Consider the following 14,854-nt stretch of genomic DNA (forward strand, 5'->3'; position numbering starts at 1 on the left):
GGTCGTAGCACTGTACTGAAACGAAACTGCCACGCCGTGCCAATTGCGTTACCCGGGCGATCAGCGAGTTGTGCCCAAGCAAGACCATTAGCACCATCGAGGTCAATCTGGGAATTTCCCCCGCGTGGTTGGGGGTTTAGTAGCGATTGAGCTGCTTTTCCAGCTGACGGTAAGTGACCGCTGAATCGCCCCGGCTTTCCTGGAGACTTTTCAGCCTAAATACCGTCCTAATACCAACGGCTGCTATTGGCCCAGAGTGGGTAAAAACGCAGACACCGTTTGGAAGTCTGCGTTGCTGCGTAAAATCTGCCAGCGCTTGGCTAGTCGGCAGAGCTGAAATTTGCGTAGGAACGCGATTTTTGTTCTGGTTCTGACCGTCGTACGTGCTCTAAAACGTTTTTACACAGCCTCGGCCGATCGCGGCCTGCGGGCATAAAAAGCAGGCAAAAGGCTATCGAATCCTCAACCGTCCCGGCTGCATACCCGTACGATGACCGATTGAATGATGAGGCACCACATATCGCTACTGCCGCGGCATCGTATTTGCGCTGGTATACGTCGAACAGAAGGTGACCCCATGATCGCCCTCGCCTGGTTCGCTTACCTGTATTGCTGAATCGCAGTTCACCTCGCCAGTCGCCTTGGAGAACATGGGGGGAGCAACCCTACTGGCGAGGTTAACCATTAAACCTTAGCCCAGTTGCTCAGCCTGCTTTAACCCTTCATCTGATTTCATTGGGGGCTTGACGGGCAGCCTGCTATTGAGTCGTTTTCAGCCGGTCGCGACCGGCAGAAAACGGCCATGAGCGGCCACTCGAACACATCACTTGATCGGCTGTTTTGTAGGACGAAGCGGTCACCCATGTTCCGCTGCCAACATTGACCTGAACTGAGAAATGACCTCTGAAGATAGCCCGGCACCTTCGAACACTGCGCAGGTGAAGCTAACGGGTGCAGGGCCTGGAGCAGTTATGATACGGTCTGCAATCACAGCTACTGGACTGCTTCGATAAAGCGCGCGCCCTTCATAACCTACGGCATTCTGTTGTAAGAAGTCAGCGCTGTTCGAGGTATGAGGAACCGTGTCGAGAAGCCCGGCCCTCGCAAGTGCCAGCGTTCCACCACAGATACCGGCAATTGTCGCTCCACTTGAACGACTAGCATGAAGAAAGTCTCGAATATCCGGTGCTTCTGCACGTTCCCAGACCATTCCTCCAATGACGACAACAACGTCCGGTTTCCAGTCCAGACATTGTTGCAAACTGCTATCGATAGTTACAGCCAATCCACCCTGCGAGCGGAACTGCCCCGTAGCAGAAGCGAAAAACCTGACGTCGATCCCGTAAAACGGGGACGCAGTTCCAGCAATGTAAGCATATTCCCAATCCGCAAAACCGGGTGTCAGTATCAAACCCACGCGTGCCATCAGTCAGAATCCTCCATGAATGCCAATAACATATGGCGACAACAAACAGACATCAAGGGCTGCTTTGGGTCCAGGCTGTGTGAAAACTCCCGCAATTGTCTAATCTTCTGATCGTCGAGATCGTAGCGGGGGCGATCATGAAGCGATTTATTGAAGGTGAGGCTCGGACGCAAGTCACCTTGCTGCCGGAGTGCCTGGACGATTACGTGACCCAAGAAAATCCAGTCCGTGTGGTCGACGTTTTCGTCGATGAACTCGACCTGGGCGCACTTGGTTTTGAGGGCGTCGATCCTGCCGCAACGGGTCGTCCGGCCTATCACCCAGCGGTGTTGCTGAAGATCTATATCTACGGCTATCTCAATCGGATTCAGTCCAGCCGCCGACTTGAACGTGAGGCCGAGCGCAACGTCGAGTTGATGTGGCTAACGGGGCGTTTGGCTCCGGACTTCAAAACCATTGCCGACTTTCGCAAAGACAACGGCAAAGCCATTCGCAGCGTATGCCGCCAGTTCGTAGTTCTTTGTCGCAACCTCAATCTCTTCTCCCAATCGATCATCGCCATCGACGGCAGCAAATTCAAAGCCGTCAATAATCGCGACCGCAACTTCACTCAGGGCAAGGTGAAGGCACGCATGCAGCAGATCGAGCAGAGCATTGATCGCTATCTGGCGGCGATGGATTCGGCGGATCGGGCAACGCCCGAGGTGGCCGAGGCCAAAGCAGAGCGGCTTAAAGAAAAGATAGAAACACTGAAAAAGCAGATGCAGAAACTCAAGGACATCGAGGCGCAGCTCCACGAAAGTCCAGACCAACAGATCTCCCTCACAGACCCAGATGCACGCTCAATGGCTACGAGCGGCCGAGGCACCGGAACGGTTGGCTACAACGTACAAACAGCGGTCGACGACAAACACCATCTGATCGTTGCCCATGAGGTGACCAACGTTGGTAATGATCGTGGGCAACTGAGCAATATGGCGAACCAGGCGCGTGAAGAAATCAAGGCTGAATCGCTAACGGTGGTGGCCGACCGAGGCTATTACAAAGGTCTGGAAATCCTTGCTTGCGAGCAAGCCGGCATCACTACCTTCGTACCCAAACCCCTCACATCTGGCAGCAAAGCCGAAGGCCGATTTGGTAAGCAGGACTTCATCTATCTTGCGGCGTCGGACGAGTATCGATGCCCTGCGGGGCAGTTACTAACCAGGCGGCATTCGTCGATGGAAGACGGCATGTTATTGCATTGTTACTACTTCTCGGGCTGCCAGTCCTGCTCAATGCAAAAGCAATGTACGACGGGTAAGGAGCGCCGTGTGAAGCGCTGGGAACATGAGGCTGTAGTCGACGCAATGCAAGTTCGACTAGAACATGATCCAGCGATGATGAGGGTTCGTCGACAGACCGTTGAACATCCTTTTGGAACGCTCAAGTACTAGATGGGAAGTACCCACTTCCTGACCAAAACCCTGCCGAGGGTGAGCACTGAGATGAGCCTTCATGTGCTCGCCTACAACCTCAAACGAATGATGAGCATCTTCGGCATCGCAGGACTGCTTGAGGCGATCAGGGCGTGAGCCCAGCCGCTTGGCCCGCCAGTTAGAAGCCGATTGGGCCGCTGCCGCGGCCCAAAGGGCATTACGAACGTCTATGTCACTGACTAAGCTAATTCGCGCTTCCGCCCGCTGATTCCATAGGCAACCTTCGCGAATCTCAGTTTTCTAGGTGTTTAGCGCGCTTTCACACAGCCTGGACCCATAGCAGACGTTGCCGCGCGTCGAATGTAGAAGGCTCAGCTTCTATATTTCAGCGCCTCCACCAATGCAGAAAAGGCGGGAGACGCCTGGTGTCTGTTGGGGTAATACAAATGGTAACCCTGAAACTCAGGGCACCAGTCGGCCAAGACTTCTTTGAGTCGGCCGTCGGCCAGATATGGTGCTACCAATTCCTCTGGTACGTAGGCCAAGCCAACGCCATCAACGGCGGCATTGAGTACATGCATGATGCTGTTGAAAACAAGTTGCCCATCTGCCTTGACGGTAAAAGCCTGGCCATTCCTTTCAAATTCCCATGCGTAGATCGCCCCTGATGGTCTGTGTCGGATATTCACGCAGTCATGCCCGGTCAACTCATGGGGGGTTGTTGGTGCCGGGTTGCGTTCGAAATATTCTGGAGAGCCCACCACAGCCAACCGCCAATCCGGCCCTATGCGAACGGCGATCATGTCTTTGCTGATCGATTCGCCCATGCGAATGCCAGCATCAAATCGCTCCTCGACCACGTTGGTGAATCCATAGTCGACGTAGAACTCCAGTGTGATATCCGGGTAGCTCTTCAGGAAGCTTGCAAGCATCGGCCGAATGCACAACTCAATCTGATCATCAGTACAGGAAATACGAATCGTGCCACTGGGCTTGTCCCGCAGCTCGCCCAGCGCTTCAAGCTCGGCGGTGATCTGATCAAAAAGCGGAGCGATCGAGTGCATCAATCTTTCTCCCGCCTCTGTGGGCGACACATTGCGTGTCGTGCGGGCCAGCAGTCGTATCCCCAGTCTTTGTTCAAGTGCCCGGATCGTATGGCTCAGCGCAGAAGGAGTAATGCCCAGTTTGGCGGCGGCTTTCGTAAAGCTTTGATCTCGCGCCACCGCCAGGAAAGCTTGGAGATCGTTGACTTTGGTATTGGCCATTGCTGAGTTTTTCTCAAAACTACATGAAGATTACGCCTACTAATCAAGATATCTCTAATCCGTCAAGCTCTGTCACCTATCTGGAACGGAGTACTGATGATGAGCGAGACACCTGTAACCCTCCTTGAAGCTACAGAAGCCTTGGACTCTCCAGGGCTTGATCGGCGCGCATTCGTAAAGGCCACCGGCGTCAGCATTGCGGCTCTGGGCGTCCTTTCAGTCGCAGGCGGTTCTGCCTTAGCAGCTGACTCGAAAAGCGCTGTCAGCCCGCCGGAAGGCGCCGACAATTTTTACAAAAGCGACAAGGTCACCGTGCAAAAGGTGACCTTCAAGAACTCATACAATCTTCAGATTGTGGGCAATCTTGTAACGCCAAAAAATCTGGCTAGAAACGCCAAAGCGCCTGCAATTATCGTCGGTCATCCCATGGGAGCAGTCAAAGAGCAAAGCTCTATGCTCTATGCACAAAAGCTGGCGGAACAAGGCTTCATCACGCTGGCGATTGACTTGCCTTTCTGGGGAGAGAGTGAGGGCCTGCCTCGTAACCAGGTTGCCCCCGAAATGTATGCCGACGCATTCAGTGCCGCCGTTGACTACCTTGGCACGGGGGATTTTATCGATCGCAACCGTATCGGCGTACTGGGTATCTGTGGCAGCGGTGGCTTCGCCATCAGTGCGGCCAAGATGGATCTCCGTTTGAAAGCCGTGGCCACCGTCAGCATGTACGACATGGGCGCCGTCACCCGTCATGGTCTGAGGCACTCAGTGACTGTCGAGCAACGCCAGGCCATGCTCCCCAAAGCCGCCGAGCAACGCTATGACGAGTTCTCTACCGGAACATTGCAATTTCTGAACTATCTGCCTGCGCGGCCAGACAAGGAAACCGACCCGGTAACTCGCGAGTTTTGGGACTTCTATCGCACGCCACGCGGCATCCATATCCCTCATGGCAGTACGTTGGAGCTGACGCAAAACCGCGCCTTGACCAGTGAAGTCAGGTTCGTGAATTTCTATCCATTCAACGATATCGAAACGATTTCCCCGCGTCCGCTGCTGTTCATATCTGGCGATCAGGCGCACTCCAGAGAGTTCAGCGAGGACGCCTTCCAACGCGCCGCCGAACCTAAGGAACTGGCCTGGGTTCCCGGCGCGGGTCACGTGGATCTGTACGACCGCGTGAACTTGATTCCCTGGACCAGGCTCACCGCCTTTTTTACCCGGCACCTGACGGTGGTTGGCTAAAAGGCCAGTGCTTCAGCCAACAACTATTTGACGAGAGGTTTTTGAATGACGGCTCAGGTATTCGACACCCCGGCAGGTGAGGCCCTCGGCACGCCGGGGACTGGGGAACTGCCGGCTTACTGGAGTGGCATCTTTGCGATGACACTGTGCGTATTCGCGCTGATCGCCTCGGAGTTCATGCCTGTCAGTTTGCTCACGCCAATTGCATCGGATCTGCAAATCAGTGAAGGACTGGCCGGGTATGGGATCGCCATCTCCGGCGCCTTCGCGGTGCTGACAAGCCTTTCGATTTCCAGGCTAGCGGGTCCAATGGACCGCAAGACGCTGTTGCTTCTACTGACCGGGATTATGTGTGTGTCAGGGCTGGTGGTCGGTCTGGCGCCGAACTATACGGTGTACATGATTGGTCGTGCGCTGATCGGCGTGGTGATCGGCGGATTCTGGTCGATGTCGGCTGCAATGGCCATGCGCCTGGTACCTGCCCATAGCGTGCCCAAGGCTCTGGCAATCTTCAACGGCGGCAATGCTTTGGCAACCGTAGTGGCCGCACCACTGGGAAGCTATCTGGGGAGTGTCATCGGTTGGCGGGGTGCTTTTTTCTGCCTTATTCCGGTAGCGATCATCGCGTTGATCTGGCAGTGGATCAGCCTGCCAGCCATGACGCCGGCGCCGCGCAAAACGGGCGCTGGCAATGTCTTCCGATTGTTTAAGAGCCCATTGGTCAGTTTCGGCATGTTGAGTGTGGGCATTTTCTTCATGGGGCAGTTTGTATTGTTCACCTATCTGCGCCCGTTCCTGGAAACCGTCACTGGTGTAGATGTATCCATGTTGTCGATGATCCTGCTGGTCATCGGCGTGGCGGGTTTTGTCGGGACCATTCTGATCGGCACTTTCCTGAAAACCGGAATGTACCGCGTCCTGGTCTGCATTCCACTCTTGATGGCCGCCATTGCACTTTCCTTGATTTTCCTTGGCGGCGGAGTCGTGGCAGCTTTTGTACTGCTTGCGCTGTGGGGCCTGATCGCGACGGCGGCGCCTGTGGGGTGGTGGTCGTGGTTGGCCAAGGCGTTGCCCAAGGATGCTGAAGCCGGTGGCGGCCTGATGGTGGCAGTCATTCAGCTATCCATTGCGTTGGGCTCTACCCTCGGCGGGCTGCTGTTCGACGGGAGCGGCTATTGCATGACATTTCTCGCAAGCTCTATCTTGCTGGTACTCGCGGCAGTGACGGCCTTTTTCACATCGCGAAACCAGGTTTAATGGAAGGCAGATTTGAGTAAGGCAGGCAACTGTCCACAATTTGTCAGATCGGATTTGATCCAACGTCCTCTATTGGCCCAGAGTGTGTAAAAACGCATTAGGGCTTTGTCGGCGCGAAGAGCCGACGGCCGTTCGCTGACTGATTTCGCTTAAGGCACCCTAGTTGATCAATATCGCATCGGAGCCCCTCAGTAAGGTTCTACAGCTATTTAGATCCTCCAGAACGAACCTTTTCAGACCGACAGCGCCTTCATCAAACCATTGGCACCAACGATTTTCATGGCCCGTTTCAAGTTGTAGGCGAGCACGTTCAAGCTCATCTCTGCATTTACCCCTGCCAGCTTTCGCGTCAGGAAATGCGTTGCACCCCATCCATTGTTTAAGCGTCCCGAAGGGATGCTCGACCGTTCGTTTACGGATTCGCATCATCTCCGGCGCATTGCGCAGCCTGTCCTGCATTTCTTCCAGTACGGCTTCATGCTCCCAGCGTCGAACCCGTCGTTCCGTGCTCGGTGTGCACTGCGACTTCAGCGCGCAGTCCTGGCATTTCGAACTTCAGTAACGGTGCAGCTTCATGCCTTTTTCAACGTTGCTATAGCGCCAGATCAGCGCTTGGCCAGCCGGGCATATGTATTCGTTTTTCGCCGAGTCATAGATGAAGGCATCGTTATTGAAACGCCCGTCGGCCTTGGCTCCAGAGGTCATTGGCTTGGGCCCATAGACGGTGATATTGGCATCGTGACAAGTCAGGATTTGTTCGCTTTTGAAGTAACCTCGGTCAGCCACGACCGACAGCGTTTCCGATGCCATCGCCTCGCGGGCCTGCTTGGCCATCGAGCTGAGTTGATCGCGGTCGGAACCGACGTTAGTCACCTCATGTGCAACGATCAAATGGTGCTGAGTATCGACTGCCGTCTGCACGTTGTAACCGACGATTCCGGTGCCGCGCGTCATCATGGAACGGGCGTCTGGATCGGTCAGTGAGACCTGTTTATCCGGTGATTCGTTGAGCTGGATTTCAATCGCTTGAAGCTCCTTCATTTGTGTCTTCAGCTTGGCGATTTTCTCTTCCAGTCGCACGGCGTTGGCCTCTGAGACATTTGGTTCTTGCCGATCGGCAGTATCGAGCGCGGCCAAGTAACGGTTGATGCTCGACTCAATGTCCTCCATTCGCCGTTTCAGTTTCGCGCTGGTGAAATTGCGGTCGCGATTGTTGACCGCCTTGAACTTGCTGCCGTCGATGGCGACCAGATTTTCTCCGAACAGCCCCAACTGCTGACAGAGCACAACGAACTGACGGCAGACGCCTCGGATCGACTTGCTATTGTCTTTTCGGAAGTTGGCGATGGTCTTGAAATCGGAAGTCAAACGCCCGGTCAGCCACATCAACTCAACATTACGTTGGGCTTCTCGCTCCAAGCGTCGGCTCGACTGAATGCGGTTGAGATAGCCGTAGATGTAGATCTTCAACAGGACTGCGGGGTGGTAAGCGGGACGGCCTGTGTCAGCCGGAACAGCCCCGTCGAAACCCAAGGAAACCAGGTTGAGTTCATCGACAAATACGTCGACTACGCGCACCGGATTGGTATCGCTGACGTAGTCGTCGAGGCTTTCGGGAAGTAAGGTGCCTTGGCCTCGATGTTCACCTTGGATAAAGCGCTTCATGGGCGATCCCTGCGATGAGTTCCTCAGAAATCATAGCAAGGGTTCGCGAATGCGTTTTTACACACTCTGGGTCGACTCCTGTCCTTCGTAACAGGCAACAATCGGCCAGAAGTGCTCTGCCCGGGTCAGGCCGCTCCCGCCCCTGACTGACACCTGGATTTGTCTACAAAACCTCATGAGCGACTTGCCCAAAAAAGTAGAAGCCGCCCCTTCCCCACCACAGCATCTGGTAACCAAAACAGGATCAGCCTACCGCTCTATTCCCCGACCAACCCATACAACCCCTCCCGCCGATCCCGATGTAAATCATTCCGCGCACTAATCCGCTTATTCCGCGCCTCACCAAGATTAAGCGTCGCCAACAAAATCTGCTCCCCCCCCTGCTCCGCCGGCCCTGCCAACGGAAACCCATCCGCATCAACAATCACCGAACCCTGGACCCAACCAACCCCTCGTTCATACCCATGCCGATCACACGCAGCGATAAACATCCGATTAACCGAGGCATTAGCCTGAACCCGCACCACTTCCGCCGGACGTTCGGTCGGCGGCCGGGGTCCATCCGGCCAGTTAACCGGCGCGCAAAGCAGGTCAGCGCCGGCCAGTGCCGGAAGTCGCACCCACTCCGGAAACTCCAGGTCGTAGCAAATCAACATACCAATTCGCCCATGAACCGTTTCAACCACCGGCGGCGCCGCGTCACCTGCGGTGAAAATTTCACTCTCGGCATCCCAGAGGTGCGCCTTGCGATATACAGCGCGCAAACCTTGGGCATCGATCATCGCCGCGCTGTTGGCCAGTTCATCGCCTTCCAGTCGTTCGCAAAAACCGCCGACCACGACAACGTTCAGTTCGCGGGCGAGCTCCGCCCACAGGCGCAAGGTCGGTCCTTCGGTGGTTTCTGACAACGACAACGCTTCGCTGCGGTCGTTGAACACGTAGCCGCTCTGCACCAGTTCAGGAAGCACCACAATCTGCGCTCCTTGATGGGCCGCCGAACGAATGGCGCGTTCGGTCAGCGTGCGGTTGAACGCGAGGTCGCCAATTTTCGGTGCGACTTGGCAGCAGGCGACCACGGTGTTTTTTGCAGTGTTCAACGCACCTCCTCCACAGACGGTTTGGTCATGGCAAGGATGTCGCTCTCGGTAATCGAGTCGATGATCCGGCGTTCGGACGCGAGGTCGAGCGAGCGGCTGAGGATGAAATACGTCAGGCCCGACACCACCAGTCCCACCAGCCAGGCGATGTCCACGCCTTCCAGCATGCGCGCCAGCGGACCGACGAATACCTCCTTGTTGGCGGCGGCATCGAAGATGTAGAAGAACGGCACCATCGCGGCAAAGCCGATCAGGTACGAGACGATGCCGCGAAATTGCCAGGCGCCGTAGATGCCGTTCGGCGTGAAGAAGTGCGGGATCGCGTAGCGGCCTTTGCGCACGAAGAAGTAGTCCACCAGATTGACCGCAGTCCAGGGCACGAGGAAGTACAGGAGCAAGACGAGGAAGGTGTTCAACAGCGCGATGCCGTCACCTTTGATCGACAGCACGCAGGTCAACAGAATCACGCTGATCGCGGTGATGGACATGATCCGGGCACGCGGTGTCGGGGTGATTTTCTTGATCGAGTCGACGCCGGTCAGCAGCGTCAACATGGCGCTGTAGGTGTTGAGCGCGATGATCGGCAGGAAGCCCGCCACCGAGACAATTACCAAGACATTGCCCAGCCCCGGAATCATCGAAGACCCGACCTGGTTCAACGCCACCAGCGCATCCACCGCTTTCAATTGCTGCGCCAGCCACGCACCAAGGCCGATCATCCAGCTGCCGGACAGCGAGGCGCCGATGAACACGGCGGCGATCAGTTTTGGCCGGCTGGTATTTTTCGGCAGGTAACGGGAATAGTCGGACACATAAGGCGCATAGGAAATGTTGTAGCTGGCGCCGATGGCAAACAGCGTGGCGAACGCCACCCAGCTGAAGCCCAGGTCCGTCGCCGGGGTGACGCCTTCCTGACCGGCGCCGAACATCAAGGCGATCGTGACCAGCGCATACAGCGGCAACGTGGCCAACAACGCCCATTTAAAGGCCTTGTGCATAAGGTCGTGGCCATAGATCGACAGCAGCGCACCGATCAACACCACCGCCACCGCGACTATCGTCGGGTCGATGCCGAACACATGTTCAAGGCCGTTCATGATCAGCGAGATGTTCACCACGTTGAAGCCGACGAACACAAACATCGTCGCCATCAAGGCCAGGATCACCCCGCGATAACCGAACTGGGCGCGGGACTGGATCATTTGCGGCAAGCCCATCTCCGGACCTTGCGAGCCATGGAAGGCCATGAAAATGGTGCCGAACATAATGCCCAGCGCACCGGCCAGCATGGTCCATAGCGCCGACAAGCCGAGGCTCGGGCCGACAAAACCGATGGAGATGGTGAAGAAGTGGAAGTTGCCCAGAAACCAGAAAGGGCCCTGGCTGCTGAGTTTGGCGTGACGTTCGTTTTCTGGAATGTAATCGATCGAGTGACCTTCGATGGCCAACCCGCTGCTCGCTTCAAGGGCGTGCGCAGACTGTGGGGACCCTGACATACGAATATTCCTATGCTGGTGATTATTGTTTTTATGGGCAAAGCGCCGGTTTCATTGCAATGTAGGGCGTTGGTCCGGACTGTAAAATATCGCAGGCGCACTGTTTACATAGATCCGCGTCTATGTGGCGAACCTCGGAGGCACACATGCTGGGCACTGTATCGGAGCTGGATCTGCGTTTGATCCGGGTCTTTCTGACTGTCGTTGAGGCGGGCGGCATCTCGGCCGCGCAGACCGCGCTCAATACCACTCAACCAACCATCAGCGCGCAATTGGCGACGCTGGAAGCGCGGGTGGGATTTCGCTTGTGCGAGCGTGGGCGCGGCGGGTTTTCGGTGACGCCCAAGGGTGGCCAGTTTGTCGAAGCGGCGCGTCGGTTACTGGCGGCGGCCGAGGGCTTTCGGGTTGAAGTGCAGCACATCAATCGCAAGGTGTCGGGCAATATCAACATCGGCTTGCTCGGTCAAATCGATCCGTCCGCCAACAAGAGCATCGCCCTGGCCATTGCCCGTTTGCGCTCACGACATGAGGGGCTGTACTTCCACTTCACTGAACTGTCGTCATCGCTGCTGGAAGAAAAAATCATCAACGGCCACATCGATCTGGCCATCGGTTACTTCTGGCACCGCTTGCCCAACATCGATTACTACCCCTTGTTCCAGGAAACCCAAATTGCCTACTGCGCCCCTGCCCACCCGCTGTTCGATCACGTGGGTACGCTGAGCCGAGATGAAGTGCGCGATTACGACTGGGTCTGGCCCAGCCACCCCTTGCCGGAAATGCCCGCGCCCACCTCCATCGAGCGCTTGACTGTACTCACCGACAGCATGGACGGCGCCGCCCTGCTCATTCTGTCAGGGCAACATCTGGGCTTTCTGCCACAGCACTACGCGGCCAAGCATGAACAGCTGGGGCAGTTGCATCCGCTGAATTCTGAGCAGTTGCGCTATGAGGTCGGCTTCCATGCAGCCGTTCGACATTCAGCGCGGCAACGGGAGGTGGTGAGTGCGTTCCTGGCGGAGTTGATTGAGATTTTTGCAGCAGGGTGAGTTTGTTATCAGCCGTATTGCTGCTTCGAGACTGACAGTGGTTTCAGATGCGGATTTAGTCTTATATGCTCCAACACCTGGACACGAGCCAAGTGCGTGGTTGAGTACTTTGGGAAACGTCTGATTGTTTTCTATAAAGAGCGTCAGCATGGTGCTGCCTCTGAACACTGATAGGGAAGTCAAAAATGTCCGGCAAGCCTGCTGCGCGCAAGACCACTTAACGTTCGATACGTTTGGCTTCAGCCGAGATGCAGCGGCTGCGCGACACTTCTCCAACGAAGTCGCGCTGGGACAGAATGGTCCTTTGGGCAACATCTCCAAGATATTTCGTGGGGCGTTCCACCAAGCCTATAACGTCGAATACCAGCACGATGTCCAGATGGGTTTTATCGGCTTGTTTGATACCGTACCGTCAGCAGGCGGCTTGCCTAATCTAGGTTATGTGCGCAGCCAAACACAACCGGGCTCAAACTGTATCTGCCTCGCAGCTTGTTTCCCAATGTTGTCCAATTGACAGCCCGGGACGAAATCCGCGCCAACTTCGCCTTGAGCCGGGTCAAACCCGATCACCTGGAAATCACATTGCCCGGTGTCCATTCGGACCTTGGCGGCGGCTACTTCCCTGAATCCGAGGAAAACCTGCTGATCAGCCCCATGCAGGTGCTGGATGTCCCCGGTACGACGAACGTGAAATTCACCTCGATCTACCGCGACGCGCAACAGATGAAGGCCCAGTGGAAAGCCAAAGGCTGGCCGTCCGAAATGCTGGAGATCGTGACTCCTTTTGTTCGGGGCTTGCCTCCGGCTCAGCAAAATAGCTTTAACCCCGACAAACAGGTCTATGCGGCGTTGCAGCTCAAGCGATCCGTACGAGGTGAATTGTCGCGGGTTTATCTGCGAGTGATGTATGAGCAGGCCAAGCTTAAGGGAGTTAAGTTCGCTCATCTGGACGATGCCGATCCGAGCTATGCAGTACCGGTTGAACTCCAAGCCCTCTGTGACCGTTTTGTCGCAGGTGACTACAGCACAACATCAGCCGAAGAGCGATTGCTCAAATTGAAGTACATTCATACCTCGGCCAACTGGAACCCACCGACAATTATGCAAGGTTCAACACCTCGAACCAGTGCCGATATATTTTACTTTAATGCCCCAACTACGGACGGGGTCCGCGTCCAACATCCCCATGTACCCGACTAGGAGTCATGAACTTGCGAACACTATGGATCTTGTTTGGGGCTCTGCTGGTGAGTGGTTGCCAAGCGTCGGGCCAGCCTTTGGAGCGTTCAGCTCCTGACGCTGGACCATGGGCGATAGGTGTAGCCCATCCTTACTTTATGGATGTCTGGGTTGAGGACAGCGCGGCTATTGATGTCGATGGTGTCATGTACCGTCGGATTAGTAGTGGTGGCGCTGCTGGAGGAGAAAAAAAAGGTGCGGACGCCGCTCGTGAATGGGTTGGGGTAAGAGGGGGGGGCGATATAGCTGTACGGGGCGCCAAACTACCAGTGCGCATTTATGTTCGTTGGCAATCGGCAGTCGAACCGCAAACCTATCAAGGGTGGGTTGAGATACCCGAAAGTGCTCGGCGGATTATGCGCAATGCCCTGACCAAGAAGTGTCCCGATATTCCCGAGTTGGAGGCACTCCCGAAGAGCGCAGCTGTGCGACTTGGGCTTGCACCGGGCGGCGTTGTGCAGGTCTGGGTGGAGGATGAGTGTCTACGTCCGGTAAAAGTCGCACGTGGCCAAGCCGAGATAGAGCCTCTTGGGCCGTATCTTGGCAAGTCAGGCGGACGTTACTACCCCCAGACAGAAGCTTCCAAACGCTATGTCGAAGAGTACGGTATTCCCTACGGAAGCTGGTGATTTGAGCGGATATTCAGCCCGCAAACTGGCGGGCTTTTTTCTATCGTCGGTCTGCCCCTGGGGCGTTCAGATCCCGACCCCGGACCGGGGACGAAAATAGATCGCCCCCCTTCAGACACTCACTGTTCTTCAAGCACGCCAAAGCGTAGGTCATTGGCCACGTAATCTGATGGAAGATATCCCGATCGAGTTGGAACAGCTATTTGTGCTGTTGCAGACTCTCGTTCTCGTTGAATGGTTCGTCGGGGCTCACGCCTGTTAGCTCGGCGAGAAGTTCGCCAATCAGTTGTTTTACGCTCATATTGTTATTCTCTTTACGACAGAAGGTCTGTGCGGTCGAGCCGCCGAATTGCGGGGCTTGCGGCGCAGTTCGTGAGGAGAATTTAATAGACGGGAAAGTTGTAAACCATTCAATCGGCGACAGCCCCTTATCATTTCATGACAATTTATGCCCATTGATCCGGCAGTGGTTTCAGATGCGGATCTCACCCGCAGGCATGACATCAATCCGCGCCACCGAGCCGGTCAGGTGCGCCAGATCCTTGTTGTGCTCGGCGATGATGTCCTCGGCGCTGAGGCTGCCGTTGTCGACCGTGGAATGCGCGTCCGCCGCCAGCACCACGTCGTACCCCAGTTTCAACGCCTGTCGCACGGTTGCGTTAACGCAGTAGTCAGTTTGCAGCCCACAGATGATCAGGCGCTCGTAATCCTCTCTCGGCAGGAGGTCTTTCAGGTGGGTCTGGTAGAAGGAGTCCGGTGTGGTTTTGCGTATGCGAATATCCTCGGGGGCGTTCTCCAGCCCTTCGGCCAGTTGCCAGCCGGCGGTGTCGTACACCAGAGGACCGTCCGCTTCTTCGTGCTGGATGAACACGACCGGCACCCCGGCGATCCGGGCCCGGATGCTCAAGTGATTGATGTTCTCGATGACGCGGTTGATCTCAAAGCACTCGTACTCGCCAGCGCATAGCGCCTGTTGGACGTCGATGATTAACAGTGCAGTGGCCATGATTCGCTCCTTGAACAATCAGTGAATCAGGGGACGAAAACAGCTCCGTCCCCTTTCAAACTCAA

At 55.8% G+C, this 14,854-nt stretch carries 11 protein-coding genes and 2 pseudogenes; 7 read left to right on the top strand and 6 right to left on the bottom strand.

Going from position 1 to position 14,854, the window contains the following annotated elements:
- Nucleotides 1-856: 856 nt before the first annotated feature.
- Nucleotides 857-1,426 carry a DJ-1/PfpI family protein gene (locus tag ACA048_RS18175; RefSeq protein WP_497625665.1) on the bottom strand — a complete coding sequence of 190 codons (570 nt, stop codon included), beginning with the start codon at nt 1,424-1,426 and terminating at the stop codon, nt 857-859.
- Between the two features lie 137 nt (nt 1,427-1,563).
- Here ACA048_RS18175 and ACA048_RS18180 point away from each other — a divergent pair.
- Nucleotides 1,564-3,000 (top strand): annotated as a pseudogene (locus tag ACA048_RS18180) (IS1182 family transposase).
- Between the two features lie 215 nt (nt 3,001-3,215).
- On the opposite strand, the gene ACA048_RS18185 reads toward ACA048_RS18180, so the two are convergent.
- Nucleotides 3,216-4,109, bottom strand: a complete 894-nt coding sequence (locus ACA048_RS18185; protein WP_497625666.1) for a LysR family transcriptional regulator — start codon at nt 4,107-4,109, stop codon at nt 3,216-3,218.
- 96 nt (nt 4,110-4,205) lie between these two features.
- Here ACA048_RS18185 and ACA048_RS18190 point away from each other — a divergent pair, with 96 nt between their 5' ends.
- A complete protein-coding gene (locus tag ACA048_RS18190; RefSeq protein ID WP_497625667.1) occupies nt 4,206-5,351 on the top strand; it encodes an alpha/beta hydrolase in 1,146 nt (381 codons plus the stop codon).
- A 45-nt stretch (nt 5,352-5,396) separates the two neighbouring features.
- The gene (locus ACA048_RS18195; protein ID WP_497625668.1) at nt 5,397-6,608 is read left to right on the top strand and encodes an MFS transporter; all 1,212 of its coding nucleotides are present in this window, start codon (nt 5,397-5,399) and stop codon (nt 6,606-6,608) included.
- 233 nt (nt 6,609-6,841) lie between these two features.
- Here the strand turns inward: ACA048_RS18195 and ACA048_RS18200 are convergent.
- The 3 genes and pseudogenes from ACA048_RS18200 to ACA048_RS18210 form a co-directional block, all read right to left on the bottom strand.
- Nucleotides 6,842-8,273, bottom strand: a pseudogene (locus ACA048_RS18200) (IS1182 family transposase).
- 257 nt (nt 8,274-8,530) lie between these two features.
- The gene (locus ACA048_RS18205; RefSeq protein WP_497625669.1) at nt 8,531-9,370 is read right to left on the bottom strand and encodes a nitrilase family protein; all 840 of its coding nucleotides are present in this window, start codon (nt 9,368-9,370) and stop codon (nt 8,531-8,533) included.
- Entirely contained in the window at nt 9,367-10,866 is a 1,500-nt protein-coding gene (locus ACA048_RS18210) for a purine-cytosine permease family protein (protein ID WP_497625670.1), read from the bottom strand. The genes ACA048_RS18205 and ACA048_RS18210 overlap by 4 nt, the downstream gene beginning before the upstream one ends.
- Before the next feature lie 146 nt (nt 10,867-11,012).
- Here ACA048_RS18210 and ACA048_RS18215 point away from each other — a divergent pair, with 146 nt between their 5' ends.
- From ACA048_RS18215 to ACA048_RS18230, 4 genes are all read left to right on the top strand, one after another.
- Entirely contained in the window at nt 11,013-11,915 is a 903-nt protein-coding gene (locus ACA048_RS18215; RefSeq protein ID WP_497625671.1) for a LysR family transcriptional regulator, read from the top strand.
- 148 nt (nt 11,916-12,063) lie between these two features.
- Nucleotides 12,064-12,429: a hypothetical protein gene (locus tag ACA048_RS18220; RefSeq protein WP_497625672.1), complete on the top strand. Its 366-nt coding sequence runs from the start codon at nt 12,064-12,066 to the stop codon at nt 12,427-12,429.
- Nucleotides 12,426-13,115, top strand: a complete 690-nt coding sequence (locus tag ACA048_RS18225; protein WP_497625673.1) for a hypothetical protein — start codon at nt 12,426-12,428, stop codon at nt 13,113-13,115. The genes ACA048_RS18220 and ACA048_RS18225 overlap by 4 nt, the downstream gene beginning before the upstream one ends.
- 5 nt (nt 13,116-13,120) lie before the next feature.
- Nucleotides 13,121-13,783 carry a DUF2931 family protein gene (locus ACA048_RS18230; RefSeq protein WP_497625674.1) on the top strand — a complete coding sequence of 221 codons (663 nt, stop codon included), beginning with the start codon at nt 13,121-13,123 and terminating at the stop codon, nt 13,781-13,783.
- 472 nt (nt 13,784-14,255) lie between these two features.
- On the opposite strand, the gene ACA048_RS18235 is transcribed toward ACA048_RS18230, so the two are convergent.
- Nucleotides 14,256-14,789 (bottom strand): cysteine hydrolase family protein, encoded by a 534-nt coding sequence (locus tag ACA048_RS18235; RefSeq protein ID WP_497625675.1) that lies wholly within the window; start codon nt 14,787-14,789, stop codon nt 14,256-14,258.
- Between the last annotated feature and the right edge of the window lie 65 nt (nt 14,790-14,854).

The sequence above is a fragment of the Pseudomonas sp. LBUM1659 genome (assembly GCF_059716045.1).

Bases quoted from the DNA above. Each gene is read 5' to 3' on its own strand.
- ACA048_RS18210 (WP_497625670.1), bottom strand. From the start codon at position 10,866: ATGTCAGGGTCCCCACAGTCTGCGCACGCCCTTGAAGCGAGCAGCGGG.
- ACA048_RS18215 (WP_497625671.1), top strand. From the start codon at position 11,013: ATGCTGGGCACTGTATCGGAGCTGGATCTGCGTTTGATCCGGGTCTTT.
- ACA048_RS18185 (WP_497625666.1), bottom strand. From the start codon at position 4,109: ATGGCCAATACCAAAGTCAACGATCTCCAAGCTTTCCTGGCGGTGGCG.
- ACA048_RS18195 (WP_497625668.1), top strand. From the start codon at position 5,397: ATGACGGCTCAGGTATTCGACACCCCGGCAGGTGAGGCCCTCGGCACG.
- ACA048_RS18220 (WP_497625672.1), top strand. From the start codon at position 12,064: ATGGTGCTGCCTCTGAACACTGATAGGGAAGTCAAAAATGTCCGGCAA.
- ACA048_RS18190 (WP_497625667.1), top strand. From the start codon at position 4,206: ATGATGAGCGAGACACCTGTAACCCTCCTTGAAGCTACAGAAGCCTTG.
- ACA048_RS18230 (WP_497625674.1), top strand. From the start codon at position 13,121: ATGAACTTGCGAACACTATGGATCTTGTTTGGGGCTCTGCTGGTGAGT.
- ACA048_RS18235 (WP_497625675.1), bottom strand. From the start codon at position 14,789: ATGGCCACTGCACTGTTAATCATCGACGTCCAACAGGCGCTATGCGCT.
- ACA048_RS18175 (WP_497625665.1), bottom strand. From the start codon at position 1,426: ATGGCACGCGTGGGTTTGATACTGACACCCGGTTTTGCGGATTGGGAA.